Origin of the sequence: Streptomyces sp. NPDC060035 (assembly GCF_042736635.1) — a bacterium.
GTDB lineage: Bacteria > Actinomycetota > Actinomycetes > Streptomycetales > Streptomycetaceae > Streptomyces.
On record NZ_JBHWVO010000027.1, the window covers coordinates 13,248 to 26,311 of the forward strand.

The 13,064-nt window shown below is 69.1% G+C and carries 10 protein-coding genes; 8 read left to right on the forward strand and 2 right to left on the reverse strand.

Annotation, left to right across the window (positions count from 1 at the left end):
* The first annotated feature begins 18 nt into the window (after positions 1–18).
* The 7 genes from ACFWBQ_RS31380 to ACFWBQ_RS31410 all read left to right on the forward strand — a co-directional run bounded on the left by ACFWBQ_RS31380 (position 19) and on the right by ACFWBQ_RS31410 (position 9,171).
* Positions 19–1,287: a glucarate dehydratase family protein gene (locus ACFWBQ_RS31380; protein WP_385504066.1), complete on the forward strand. Its 1,269-nt coding sequence runs from the start codon at positions 19–21 to the stop codon at positions 1,285–1,287.
* Between the two features lie 63 nt (positions 1,288–1,350).
* Entirely contained in the window at positions 1,351–2,889 is a 1,539-nt protein-coding gene (locus tag ACFWBQ_RS31385; protein WP_385504072.1) for a sodium:solute symporter family protein, read from the forward strand.
* A gap of 99 nt (positions 2,890–2,988) precedes the next feature.
* Positions 2,989–6,192 carry a glycosyl hydrolase 115 family protein gene (locus tag ACFWBQ_RS31390; protein WP_385504074.1) on the forward strand — a complete coding sequence of 1,068 codons (3,204 nt, stop codon included), beginning with the start codon at positions 2,989–2,991 and terminating at the stop codon, positions 6,190–6,192.
* A 37-nt stretch (positions 6,193–6,229) separates the two neighbouring features.
* Positions 6,230–6,634 carry a hypothetical protein gene (locus ACFWBQ_RS31395; protein ID WP_385504076.1) on the forward strand — a complete coding sequence of 135 codons (405 nt, stop codon included), beginning with the start codon at positions 6,230–6,232 and terminating at the stop codon, positions 6,632–6,634.
* A 198-nt stretch (positions 6,635–6,832) separates the two neighbouring features.
* A complete protein-coding gene (locus tag ACFWBQ_RS31400; RefSeq protein WP_385504079.1) occupies positions 6,833–7,939 on the forward strand; it encodes an NADH:flavin oxidoreductase/NADH oxidase in 1,107 nt (368 codons plus the stop codon).
* A gap of 57 nt (positions 7,940–7,996) precedes the next feature.
* Positions 7,997–8,725: a class I SAM-dependent methyltransferase gene (locus tag ACFWBQ_RS31405; RefSeq protein ID WP_385504085.1), complete on the forward strand. Its 729-nt coding sequence runs from the start codon at positions 7,997–7,999 to the stop codon at positions 8,723–8,725.
* A gap of 98 nt (positions 8,726–8,823) precedes the next feature.
* Positions 8,824–9,171 (forward strand): helix-turn-helix domain-containing protein, encoded by a 348-nt coding sequence (locus ACFWBQ_RS31410; RefSeq protein WP_385504090.1) that lies wholly within the window; start codon positions 8,824–8,826, stop codon positions 9,169–9,171.
* A gap of 22 nt (positions 9,172–9,193) precedes the next feature.
* On the opposite strand, the gene ACFWBQ_RS31415 is transcribed toward ACFWBQ_RS31410, so the two are convergent.
* Together ACFWBQ_RS31415 and ACFWBQ_RS31420 are read right to left on the reverse strand one after the other, a co-directional pair.
* Positions 9,194–10,567, reverse strand: coding sequence for an FAD-dependent oxidoreductase (locus ACFWBQ_RS31415; RefSeq protein ID WP_385504095.1), 1,374 nt, complete (start codon positions 10,565–10,567; stop codon positions 9,194–9,196).
* A gap of 89 nt (positions 10,568–10,656) precedes the next feature.
* Positions 10,657–11,337, reverse strand: coding sequence for a DUF305 domain-containing protein (locus ACFWBQ_RS31420; RefSeq protein WP_385504099.1), 681 nt, complete (start codon positions 11,335–11,337; stop codon positions 10,657–10,659).
* A 163-nt stretch (positions 11,338–11,500) separates the two neighbouring features.
* Between ACFWBQ_RS31420 and ACFWBQ_RS31425 the strand changes: the two genes are divergently transcribed.
* Entirely contained in the window at positions 11,501–12,991 is a 1,491-nt protein-coding gene (locus ACFWBQ_RS31425; protein ID WP_385504101.1) for an LVIVD repeat-containing protein, read from the forward strand.
* Positions 12,992–13,064 lie beyond the last annotated feature (73 nt).

Sequence of the window (13,064 nt, forward strand, 5' to 3'; positions counted from 1 at the left end):
TACGGAAGAGGCGACGGAATGACGGAAAGCCTCCGGATCACCGGAGTGAGAATCACGCCTGTTGCCTTCCGGGACCCGGCTCTGCTGAACGCGGTCGGTGTGCACGAACCCTTCGCGCTGCGTGCGATTGTCGAGGTCGACACGGCCGAAGGCCTTGTCGGCCTCGGCGAGACCTACGCGGACGAGGGGCATCTGCGCCGGCTGCGGGCAGCTGCGGAGGTTGTCACCGGCATGGACGTGTACGCGCTCGGTGCCATGCACCGCAGGGTGGCCGACGTCCTGGCCGACGACAGCGGAACCGGCGGATCCGGGCTCACCGGAATGATCACCACAAGCAGTGCCGTCGACCGGGTGTTCTCCCCGTTCGAGGTGGCCTGCCTGGACATTCAGGGCAAGGCGGCCGGGCGCCCGGTGAGTGACCTTCTCGGAGGTGCGGTACGGGACTCCGTTCCGTTCAGCGCCTACCTCTTCTACAAGTGGGCCGCGCATCCGGGGGCCGAGCCGGACGGCTGGGGCGAGGCCCTGGACCCGGACGCGATCGTCGCCCAGGCCCGACGCATGATCACCGAGTACGGCTTCTCGGCGGTCAAGCTGAAGGGCGGGGTACGGCCGCCCGAGGAGGAGATCCAGGCGATCCTGGCCCTGCGCGAGGCATTTCCCGCGCTGCCGCTGCGGCTCGACCCCAACGCGGCCTGGAGCGTGGCCACTTCGATCGAGGTGGCACGCCGTCTCGAGGGCGTCCTTGAGTATCTGGAGGATCCGACACCCGACCTCGACGGTATGGCACGGGTGGCACGGGAGACATCGATACCTCTCGCCACCAACATGTGCGTCGTCGCCTTCGACCATCTGGCGCCCGCCGTCGAGCAGGGATCGGTCCAGGTGGTGCTCTCCGACCACCACTACTGGGGCGGTCTGAACCGTTCCCGCCTCCTGTCCGGGATCTGCGACACCTTCGGCCTGGGTCTGTCCATGCACTCCAACTCGCACCTCGGAATCAGCCTGGCAGCGATGACCCATCTGGCGGCCGCCACGCCGAACCTCACCTACGCCTGTGACACCCACTGGCCGTGGAAGACCGAGGAGGTCGTGGTCCCCGGCACGCTGGCCTTCGCCGACGGGGCCGTGAAGGTCCCCCAAGGGCCGGGGCTCGGTATCGAACTCGACCGTGACGCGCTCGCCCGTCTGCACGAGCAGTACATCGCGTGCGGACTGCGCAACCGGGACGACACCGGCTACATGCAGCGGATCGACCCGTACTACGAGAAGAAAACCCCCCGTTGGTGATCCGCCGCGGCCGGCAGTTCCTGGCCGGCCGCGGTGCGATCCGACGCAGATCAAGGAGTTTTCATGGCCCCGCTCGACTGGGCCGCCCTGGGCGGCTATTTCCTGGTGATGCTGCTCATCGGCCTGTGGTCGCACCGCCGTGTAGGCAGTGTGAGTGACTACTTCACCGGTGGCGGCCGGATGCCCTGGTGGCTCTCCGGCATCTCCCACCACATGTCCGGGTACAGCGCGGCCGTGTTCGTCGCCTACGCCGCCATCGCGTACAGCTACGGCATCACGGTCTACGTCTGGGCCTTCCTGCCGCTCGCGCTCGGAACCGCCGTGGGCGCCTGGCTGTTCGCCCCGCGCTGGCAGCGGCTGAGGCAGCGTTACGCGGTCGCCTCGCCGCTGGAGTACCTGGCCAAGCGGTACAACGTGCCCACCCAGCAGGCGCTCGCCTGGAGCGGTGCCCTGCTCAAGGTGTTCGACGTGGCTGCCAAGTGGGCCTCGGTGGCGGTGCTGCTCAACGTGTTCACCGGCATGTCGATGACGGTGGGCATCCTGATCACCGGCATCGTCACCCTGCTCTACTGCACCGTGGGCGGACTGTGGGCCGACGCGCTCACCGACTTCGGGCAGTTCATCATCCAGGGCGCCGCGGCGCTCGCCATGGTCTGGGTCGTGCTGGACCGGCTGGGCGACGGCATAGCGGGCCTCGGAACCATCTGGACCAAGCTGCCGGAGGGGCACGGGCAGCCGCTCGTCGGCCCGTACACGGCGACCTTCCTCGGCGCCTACGTCGTCGTGAAGCTCTTCGAGTACAACGGCGGTATGTGGAACCTGGCCCAGCGGTACATGGCCACGGACTCCCCGAAGGCCGCACGCCGTTCGGCCGGGCTCTCGGCGCTCCTGTACGTCGTGTGGCCTGCCGTGCTGCTGTTCCCGCCCGTTGCCGCGGCCGTGCTGCTGCCCGGCATCGCCGACCCGCAGAAGGTCTACGCGCTGATGGCGGAGTCGTATCTGCCCGCCGGGCTCATCGGTCTGACCCTGGCGGGAATGTTCTCCCACACCATGGCGATGGCCTCGTCGGACGCCAACGCGGTCTCCGCGGTCGTCACCCGCGACATCATTCCCGTAGTGGTCCGCCGTGCCAGGGACCTGTCCCCGGCGACCGGACTCCTCGTCGCCCGGGTGTGCACCGTCGTGTTCATCACCATCAGCATGATCGTCGCCATCGAGGCGGACCACTTCGGTGGTGTCCTGGGCATCATCGTCGGACTCGTCGCGGCCGTGATGGGGCCCATCTCCATCCCGATGCTGCTGGGGCTGCTGCCCGCCTTCCGCAGGTTCGGGCCTCGCGCGGCCCTCTCCTCCTGGGCGTTGGGGCTCCTGGGCTACGTCCTCGTGAAGTTCGTACTCGAGAGCACGGACCAGACCCTCGTGATCGTCACCCCGCTGGTCACCTCGCTGGTGGTGTACATCGCTGTCGGTCTGATCAGCCCGGAGCCCGACGACACCGCCGATTCGATCGTGGCGGCCCTGTCGCCGGCTTCCGACGGCGGCGGCGAATCGGTGACGGCCACGGCTGCCAGGCCCGCGGCGACGTCCGGCGCCATCGACTGACGACGCGTCCGGTCCCGTTCCACCCCTCCACCCGAACACACGTCAAGGACTCACACCCGTCCAATTTGTCAAGGGTGTGAACAAAACTGGGAGAGCAGTATGGACGAGAATGTCCCACAACACACCAGTCGCCGCTCGATCCTGGGGGCAGGCCTGGGGCTGACCGCGCTCACGGCCACGCCGCTCGGGTCCCTGCTGGGGCTCACCGGCGAGGCCGCAGCGACGGCGCCGATGTCCGGCGGCCCCGCCCGTCTCCGTCCCACGGACCCGGGTGCCTACATTTCCTTCACCCCGCGCTCCGGTGCCTTCCCGCTGGTGAAGGCCGGCAGGGCGGCCCCGATCGTGGTCAGCGACAGCGACTACGCGGGCGTCGTGCGGGTGGCCGGTGACCTCCAGTCCGACATCGAGCGCGTCACCGGGCTCCGCCCGGTGCTCTCGCACAACGCAGTGCCCAAGGGCAGCCGCGAGATCGTCCTCGTGGGAACCCTCGGCCGCAGCCCGCTGATCGACGGTCTGGTCGCCGCGCGCAAGCTGAAGGTCTCCGCCGTCGCGGGAAAGTGGGAGACCAGCCTGCAGGCCGTGGTGGAGAAGCCACTGCCGGGCGTGGACCGTGCCTTCGTGATCGCGGGCAGCGACCAGCGCGGCACGATCTTCGGCGCGTACGACGTCTCCCGGGGCATCGGTGTCTCGCCCTGGTACTGGTGGGACGACGTCGCACCCGTACACCGTGACGCGCTGTACGTTCTGCCGGGCCTGCACAGCCAGGGCACCCCCGCCGTGAAGTACCGCGGATTCTTCATCAACGACGAGAACCCGGCACTCGGGACCTGGGCCCCCGCCTTCTTCGGCCCCGGCAAGGCACCCGGCTTCGAGGGCGGCTTCAACGCCGGCTTCTACGCCAAGATCTTCGAAGTGATGCTGCGGCTCAAGGCCAACTACCTGTGGCCCGCCGTCTGGGGCCGCGCCTTCGCCGAGGACGACCCGCAGAACCACGCCACCGCGAAGGCCTACGGAGTCGTCATGGGCACCTCGCACGAGGCACCCATGATGCGGGGCATCGAGGAGTGGAACCGGCACGCCGTCGCCGCCGTCCGCGACAGCGCCGGAAACATCACCAAGCCCGGCCACGACCCCTTCGGCGGCACCGGCGAATGGTCCTTCCGCCGCAACGCCGAGGCCATCAAGGCCTACTGGAGGCAGGGCATCCGCCGCATGGCGGACGAGGACTTCGAGGGCGTGGTCACCCTCGGGATGCGTGGCAACGGCGATGTCAGCCTGCCGGACGGTGACGGCATCGAGCTGATGACCGAGATCATCGCCACCCAGCGCCAGATCCTCGCCGAGGAACTCGGCCCCGACGCCGGCGTTCCGCAGGTATGGACGCTCTACAAGGAGGTCCAGCGCTACTGGGACCGCGGGCTGCGGGTCCCCGACGACGTCACCGTCGTCCTCACCGACGACAACTGGGCCAACGTCCGCAAGCTGCCCGACCTGAAGAACGACGCCCGCAGCGGCGGATACGGCCTCTACTACCACTTCGACTACGTCGGGGTGGGTCGCAACTACAAGTGGGTCGACACCGCCTCGCTCCCCAACATGTGGGACCAGCTGCACCAGAGCGCGGCCTACGGCAACCACGGCCTGTGGATCACCAACGTCGGAGACCTCAAGGGCAACGAACTGCCCACGCAGTTCTTCCTGGAATACGCCTGGAACCCCGAGCGCTGGTCCCTGGACCGGATCCCGGAGTGGGAAGAGCGGTACGCCCGGCAGAACTTCGGCGAGAAGCAGGCCGAGGACGTGGCCGCCGTACTGCGTACCTACGCCCAGCTGCAGTCCCGCCGCAAGCCCGAACTGCTCAACCGGAAGATCACCCTCGACCCCGCCAAGGATCCGGTCAAGGACTCGTCCGCCATCGTCTACGACGACCGGGCCACCCCCTTCAGCCTGACCGACTACCGGGAGCTGGAACGGGTCACGGACGACTGGCAGCGCCTGGACACCGCGGCCGCGCGCATCGGGCGCAAGCTCCCCGCCTCGGCCCAGGACGCCTGGTACCAGCTGGTCGGCTACGAGGTCCGGGCGACCGCCAACCTGTACGCCCTGCGGGAGGCCGAGTTCACCAACCTCCACTACGCGCCCCAGGGCCGGGCCCTCACCAATCAGCTCGCGGCCACCGCCGAGGCCAGGCTCGCCGACGACTTCGCGCTGGCGCGCCGCTTCAACACCGAGGTGGCCGACGGGAAGTGGAAGGGCTTCCAGACCCAGCCGCATATCGGCTACGGCGATGTGGACCGCTACGGGCCCAACGCCCCCTGGCAGCAGCCCGAGCTCAACAACGTGGCTCTCGCCGACGAGATCTTCCCCGCCGTCCGGCGCATCGAACTCCCGCGCACGGCCGAGATGGGCGTGGCCATCGACGGCTCGGCCGCGTGGTGGCCGGGCGCAGGCCAGGGCGCCGCCGATCCCGTACTGCCGCTCTTCAGCCCGTACCAGAGTCAGCCGGCGCAGTACATCGAGGTGTTCAACCGCGGCTCCGAGCCCTTCGACTACCGCATCCGCACGGGCGCGCCCTGGCTGGTCGCCGACCGGACCCGGGGGCGCGTGGACGCCCAGACCCGGGTCACCTTCCGGGTCGACTGGTCGCGGGCACCCAAGGGCGTCACCCGGGTTCCGGTCACCGTTTCCGGTCCCGGGGGCAGTGAGGTGGTCGTCCAGGCCGTGATCGACCGCCCCCAGGCGGAGCGCGCACAGCTCGCCGGCTTCGTCGAGGCCAACGGCTACGTCTCCATCGAGGCCGATCACTTCCACCGGGCGCTGGGCCGAGACGAAATCTCCTGGCAGCGCATCCCCGGCATCGGCCGCACCGGTTCGGGCATGGAGCCCTTCCCCGTCACCGCCGCACGCCAGACGCCGGGCGGGAAGGGGCCGAGGCTGGAGTACAAGGTCAGCCTGTTCACCACCGGACCGGTCACGGTCTGGGCGTACCTCTCGCCCCGTAACAACGCACGGGCGGCCGATGGGCTCACGTACGCCGTCTCCTTCGACGACGACGCCCCGCAGTCCGTCAATGTCACCGCGGTCACCGGGGCCGACGACGGCACCATGAACCCGCAGTGGGCCCGCAACACCTCGGACAACGTCAACCGCACCAGTACCGCACACCACATCGGCCGGGCCGGCGTACATGTGCTGAAATTCTGGATGGTCGACCCGACGGTGGTGCTGCAGAACCTCGTGGTGGACACCGGCGGCCTCAAGCCCAGCTATCTGGGCCCGCCGGAGAGTCTCCGGCTGAGCTGAGCTGAGCTGACCGGAGCGGGACGAGGAGGCGACAGGGATGAGCATCGAGATCGAGGACACCGAAGGACGCGGTGCGGCGCTGGAGGTGATCCCCGGCCCGGCCGAGGGCACCCCCAGGGTCGGGATCCTGATCGAGAGCCCGTCGGCCGGAGCCTCCTGGTCCTGCTCCCCGGCCGCGGCCAGAAAACTGGCCGCGGCGCTCGTCAGGGCGGCCGAGGAGGTGGAGAACGCGCGTTCGGCTGATCCGGTCACCGTCAAGGCCCGCGAGCTGCTCCGCGGCGATGTACGCGACAGCGACCGGGTCATGACGGTGGAGGGCGTCAGGATGGACGGGGCGAACGTCCAGGTGACATGGACGTCGGGCGGTGGGCGCAGCTGGAGCCAGACGTACGCGGCCGAGGTCGACATCAGGCTCAGGCGGAGGCTGCGGCCGGGGAAGTGAAGGGCCGGACGGCGACATGAAGGGCGGACCGGCCGGGTCGGGCCGTTTCCGGGAAGGACCAGTTGTACGAGAGACTTCGTAATTCGATGACTGCCGTAGTACGGTAAATCTCGTAGTACGGTGAATCTCGTACGAGGTGCGGCCCGGCATGTTCGCCCGCCTGCCCTGCCCGTCGCATCAGAGGAAGCGGAGCCCCCCGTGAGTGCACTCTTCGAGCCCTACACCCTGCGGTCGCTGTCCATTCCCAACCGCATCTGGATGGCCCCGATGTGCCAGTACAGCGCGGAGACGTCCGGGCCTGACACGGGCACGGCGAACGACTGGCACTTCGCCCACTACGCCGCCCGTGCGACGGGTGGCACGGGCCTGATCCTGGTGGAGGCCACGGCCGTCGGTCCGGAGGGCCGGATCAGCCCCGCCGACCTCGGCATCTGGAACGACCGGCAGGTTGACGCCTTTCGCCGTATCACCGACTTCCTCGCCCGGCACGGAACCGTTGCCGGCATCCAGCTCGCCCACGCGGGCCGCAAGGCATCGACCGACCGGCCCTGGCGTGGTGGCGGTCCGCTCGAGGCGGGCGCCCCGGACGGCGAGGGCTGGCAGCCGGTCGCCCCGAGTCCCGTCGCGTACGACGAGGGTCACCCGGTGCCCACCGAGCTGACCACCGACGCCATTCAGCAGGTCGTAGCCCAGTTCGCTGCTGCCGCCCGCCGGGCGCTCGCGGCCGGCTTCCGTGTCGCCGAGGTCCACGGCGCACACGGATATCTGATCGGTGAGTTCCTCTCCCCGCACAGCAACCACCGGACCGACGCCTACGGCGGCTCCTTCGAGAACCGCACCCGCTTCGCACTGGAGGTCGTGGACGCGGTCCGGGCCGTGTGGCCCGAAGAACTTCCGGTGTTCTTCCGTATCTCCGCAACCGACTGGCTGACCGAGAACGCGGACGACGAGCGGGAGGGCTGGACGGCGGACGACACCGTCCGCTTCGCACGCGAGCTGCGGGCACACGGTGTCGACCTGCTGGACGTCTCCAGCGGTGGGCTCGCGCCGCGGGCGCAGATCCCCGTAGGGCCGGGCTACCAGGTGCCGTTCGCCGAACGGGTCCGCACCGAGGCGGGCCTCCCGGTGGCGGCCGTCGGCCTGATCACCGACCCCGTTCAAGCCGAGAAGATCCTCTCGGAGGAGCGCGCGGACGCCGTTCTGCTCGGCCGGGAGTTGCTGCGCGACCCCTACTTCGCCCGCAATGCCTCGCGCGCACTCGGCGGCGATGTGCCGGCACCCGAGCAGTACCACCGGGCGGTCTGACACGAGGCTGTGCCCGGGTCGGAGGTGCTCGGGACCTTCTCGGTACGCTGGTCCGCGATGTTCACTCCACAGGGCCCGACCCTTTGCGAACTGGCCGTTCAGGCGCTCTCGTCGACGATGCGCGGATACGACCTGCTCGCCCCGAAGTTCGACCGAACGCCCTACCGGACCCCGGACCGGGTGCTCGACGCCGTCGCTCGGGCGGTGCGGCCCCTCGGGCCGTTCGACAGAGGGCTCGATGTCTGCTGCGGTACCGGAGCAGGCGTGGGCGTCCTGAGCGGGCTGTGCCGGGAGCGGGTCACCGGAGTCGACTTCAGCGCCGGGATGCTCGCCGTGGCGCAGGCTGCGCAGGCCGGGGCCCACGGCGGTCCGGCCGTGGGCTGGGTGCGTGCCGACGCGCTGGCGCTGCCCTTCGCGCCGGTCTTCGATCTGGCCCTCAGCCTCGGGGCGTTCGGTCACTTCCTGCCGAAGGAGCGGCCCCGGCTGTTCGGGCAGGTGCATGCCACGCTGCGGCCGGGGGGCCGGTTCGTCTTCCCGGTCGGTGCACCGCCTCCGGTGGGTTCACGCGCCTACTGGTCGCTGCTCGGCTTCGATGTGGCCATGCGCGTGCGCAACGCACTGTGGCGCCCACCGTTCGTCATGTACTACCGCACGTTCCGGCTTCCCGATGTGCTGGAGGATCTGGTGCGCACCGGATTCTCCGTGCGCCTGCTTCCCCTCACGGACCTCGGCCAAAGGCCGGACGGCAGCCCCCGCGCCCGCCTGGTGGTCGCCACCCGTCGGTGAAACGTGGTCGCCACCCGTTGCCGGAACGTGGTCGCCACCCGCCCGTAGAACTACGACAGATCTCGTACAATGGACACCCCGGACGAAGTGGAGCCACCGTGACGTCGAATGCCGCCCGTGCGCTCGCCCACCCCTCGCGGGACGAGATCCGCCTCGAGGGCGTGCTCCATGCGCTCTCCGACCCGGTACGACTGCGCATCGTGCGCCAACTGGCAGGAGCCGCAGATGAACTGGCCTGCTCCCGCTTCGAGCTCCCGGTCTCCAAGTCCACCACCACGCATCACTTCCGGGTGCTGCGCGAGAGCGGTGTGATCCGGCAGACCTACCGTGGCACCGCCAAGCTGAGCGGCCTGCGGACAGTGGACCTGGACGTCCTTTTCCCAGGCCTTCTCGACAGTGTTCTCGGTGCGGCGGACCGGCAGGCGAAGCGCCTCGGACAGGACTGACCCCGCCGGCGGCCGGCCCTGCCTACCGGAGACCGTCGCCCCGTGCCGCGTCGAGCAGCCCTGGCCAGTCCGGGATCTTCACCTGTCCACGTCCGAGCGAGTGGCCCAGCGCGGCCTCCGCTCGCTCGATCGACAGCCAGCCGTTCCACTCCACCGGCCGCACCCCCCAGTTCCGCAGGGCGCCCAGCGGGTCGGCCGTCACCGCCCTTTCCGCGAGCAGCGGCGCATCGTCGATCAGCGAGGCGACCGTCTCCTTGGCGCACGACCTGTTCGAACCGATCACTCCCGTCGGCCCTCGCTTGATCCACCCGGCGACATACTCCCCGGGCGACGCAACCCCGTTCCGCACCACCCGGCCGGCCAGATGCGGCACTGTGCCCTGCGCCGGGTCGAACGGCAGCCCGGGCAGCGGAGTTCCCCTGTATCCCACGGCCCGCAGCACGAGCTGGGCCTCGATGTCCTCGTAGGCGCCGGTGTCCCGCACGCCGCCGGCACCGTCCGGAGCCGTCCGCGCGAACCGCACCCCGGCCACCCGCCCGCCCCTCTCGAGCAGCTCGGCCGGGCGCAGGAAGAAGCGCAGCCGGATACGGCGCTCACGGCTCCGCGCAGGCGGCGGCGGCTCCGCCGACCACCCACGCAGCACCTCCAGATTCCGCCGCACCACGGCGGGCAGCGGCGGCGTCCCGGGCGCGCCCGCGGGGGATGCGTAAGCCGGGTCGAGGGCAAGCTCCGCACCGTCCACGATCATCCGTGCGCGCGGCAGCGCACCGAGCTCGCGCAGTTCCTTCGTGGTGAACCTCGCCTGTGAGGGGCCCCGTCTGCCCGCGATGTGGACCTCGCGGACCCGGCTCGCCGCGAGGGCGTCCAGCGCCGCCGGGGGCACATCGGTGGACCGCAGCTCTGCCGCGCCGCGGGCGAGGATCCGGGCCACGTCGACCGCGACATTGCCGACCCCGATCACCACGGCCGAGCGTGCCCCGAGCGTGAAGCCGTCGGCAGCCGTGTCCGGATGGGCGCTGTACCAGGAGACGAACTCGGTCGCCGAGAAACTCCCCGGCAGATCCTCGCCGGGAACGGCGAGCGGACGGTCGGCCGCCGCTCCGACGCAGTAGACCACCGCGTGGTACAGCTCCTTCAGCCGGGCGGGTGACAGCCCGCCCGCCCCGCCCACCTCGACGTGCCCGACAAAGGTGATCCGGTCGTCCTCCAGGACCGCCCGGAGACTGTTCTGGAGCGACTTGATCTTCTCGTGGTCGGGGGCGACCCCGTAGCGGACCAAGCCGTACGGGGTGGGCAGCCGGTCCAGTACGTGCACCTGCACATCCGGCAGCTGCAGCAGGGCCTGGGCCGTGTAGACCCCACTGGGGCCCGAACCGACGACGGCGACACGGAGCACGGCGCACCTCTTCCCGCAGGATGCCTCCAGCATTGCACCGCAGTGCGCAACGGGGGAGAGGCACGCGGGGGCCGGTTTGCCCGGGGCCGTCAGGTCATCAGGTTGCGCATCCGGTCGATCTCCACTGTCTGCTGGGCGACGACATCGGTGGCCATCTCCTCGACCGTGACGTTGTTCCCGTCCGCGAGGGCCTCGGTCGCCATGGTGATCGCCCCCTGGTGATGGGTGATCATCAGATCGAGGAACAGCGCGTCGAAGGCCTTGCCCCGTGCCGCGCGCAGCTGCCGCAACTGGTCCTCGGTCGCCATGCCGGGCATACCGGAGTGGTCGTGGGACTCCTTGCGCTTGTCTCCGCCGTTGATTTTCAGCCAGCCCTCCATCGCACCGATCTCCGGCTTCTGACCTGCCGATATGCGTTCGGAGAGCCGTTGAACAGATGTGGAGGCGCCTCGTCCGGGGACCAGCGCGGTGAGGGCCAGGGCCTGCTCATGGTGCTCGATCATCATCTGGGCGTAGCGGAAGTCCGCAGAGTTGGGGGTGTCGTTCCCGGCGGCCTTCACGGCTTCCTCCGCGGACAGAGTCCTTGCCGGCTCGCCCGGTTTTCCGGGTGCCACCACCGCGGGTCCCTTGCCCGACGCGGTTTTCGTGCCCTCGTCATCGCTTCCGGAATCGCAGGCCCCCAGGGCGAGTACGGCAGCCGCGAGCGTCGCCGCGAGGGCGGCTGCGCGCACGCGCGGGGTCTGACAGCGGATCAACACGGCGACCTCCATTGCCACATGGGTGTGTTGCAGACCGTCCTAACACCTTCCAGAGGGCAATGATCAAAAACTTTTATTACGTCTCTGTTGCCATCTGTTGGTGTGTACATGCGAGGGACGATACTGCCGGGGTCCGTGAACCGTTCAACTACGAACGGAAACAAGGGAGGACGCAGTGACCTCGTTGCACACCACCAGAGTGCGGCGCAGACGTCTGGGTGTGGCAGCAGCCGCGGCCGGACTGATCGCCACGCTGCTGACGGCCGGACCCGCGGCCGCGACACCCGACCCCGGTGACACCCCTGCCACCAGCAGCGGTGTTTCCGTGAGCCAGAAGGCCGAAGCCACGGCCGCCATCAAGAGTGGCGAGATACCCGGCGTGGACGAGATCGTCCACAGCGACAACATCACGCACCTCGCCAATGTCCCGAAGGATGCTCTCAAGGGTACGAACTCGGACCTGGTGTTCCAGGGGAAGTACGCCTTCTCCGGCAACTACGACGGCTTCCGGATCTTCGACATCAGCAACCCGAAGAGGCCGAGGACCGTCGCGCAGGTCCTCTGCCCCGGTTCGCAGAACGACATCTCGGTCTCCGGGGACCTGCTCTTCCTCTCCACCGACTCCTCGCGCAGCGACAACTCGTGCGCCAGCACCACCCAGCCCGCCACGGAGAAGACCTCCTGGGAGGGTATGAAGGTCTTCGACATAAGCGACAAGCGCAACCCGAAGTACGTCGCCGCCGTCGAGACCGCGTGTGGTTCGCACACTCACACGATCATTCCCGAGCGCAAGAACATCTACGTGTACGTCTCCTCGTACTCGCCGAATGAGACGTTCCCGGACTGCCAGCCGCCGCATGACGGGATCTCCGTCATCAAGGTGCCGCGCAGCGCTCCCGAGGAGGCCCGGATCGTCAACTTCCCGGTGCTCTTCCCGGACGGCGGCAACCCGGGCGCTCCGGCCAACCCGGGCGTCTCCAAGACCACCGGCTGCCACGACATCACCGTGCTTCCGTCGAAGGACCTGGCGGCCGGGGCATGCATGGGCGACGGTCTGCTGTTTTCCATCGAGGACCCCGAGAACCCGAAGATCATCGACCGGGTCCAGGACAACGTGAACTTCGCGTTCTGGCACTCCGCGACCTTCAACCAGGGTGCCGACAAGGTCGTCTTCACCGATGAGCTCGGCGGTGGCGGTGCGGCCACCTGCAACGACGAGGTCGGTCCGAAGCGTGGAGCCGACGGCATCTACGACATCATCGGCAGGGGCGATCACCGCAAGCTGGTCTTCCGCAGCTACTTCAAGATCGACCGCCCGCAGGCCGACACCGAGGTCTGCGTCGCCCACAACGGTTCGATCATCCCGGTCAAGGGCCGCGACCTGATGGTCCAGGCCTGGTACCAAGGTGGCGTCTCCGTGTGGGACTTCACCAACTCCTCGAAGCCGAAGGAGATCGCGTTCTTCGAGCGCGGTCCCGTCTCGACCGAGGCGGTCACCACGGCCGGTCCCTGGTCGGCCTACTACTACAACGGCTACATCTACTCCAATGACATCGCCAAGGGCTTCGACGTGCTGAGGCTCGACGACCGGCGGACGGACCCGGCGAAGAAGGTGCGCATGCAGGAGCTCAACGTGCAGACGCAGCCGGACTACTTCGACCGCTGATCCGGCCGTATCTCCCGTAGGAAACGCCGTGCCCCGCCGGGTGGCTTCCGCCCGGCGGGGCACGCTTAATTCA

Coding starts and splice junctions, on each gene's coding strand:
- ACFWBQ_RS31405 (WP_385504085.1), top strand. CDS start 7,997: ATGTTCACTCCACAGGGCCCGACCCTTTGCGAACTGGCCGTTCAGGCG.
- ACFWBQ_RS31395 (WP_385504076.1), top strand. CDS start 6,230: ATGAGCATCGAGATCGAGGACACCGAAGGACGCGGTGCGGCGCTGGAG.
- ACFWBQ_RS31385 (WP_385504072.1), top strand. CDS start 1,351: ATGGCCCCGCTCGACTGGGCCGCCCTGGGCGGCTATTTCCTGGTGATG.
- ACFWBQ_RS31380 (WP_385504066.1), top strand. CDS start 19: ATGACGGAAAGCCTCCGGATCACCGGAGTGAGAATCACGCCTGTTGCC.
- ACFWBQ_RS31390 (WP_385504074.1), top strand. CDS start 2,989: ATGGACGAGAATGTCCCACAACACACCAGTCGCCGCTCGATCCTGGGG.
- ACFWBQ_RS31420 (WP_385504099.1), bottom strand. CDS start 11,337: ATGGAGGTCGCCGTGTTGATCCGCTGTCAGACCCCGCGCGTGCGCGCA.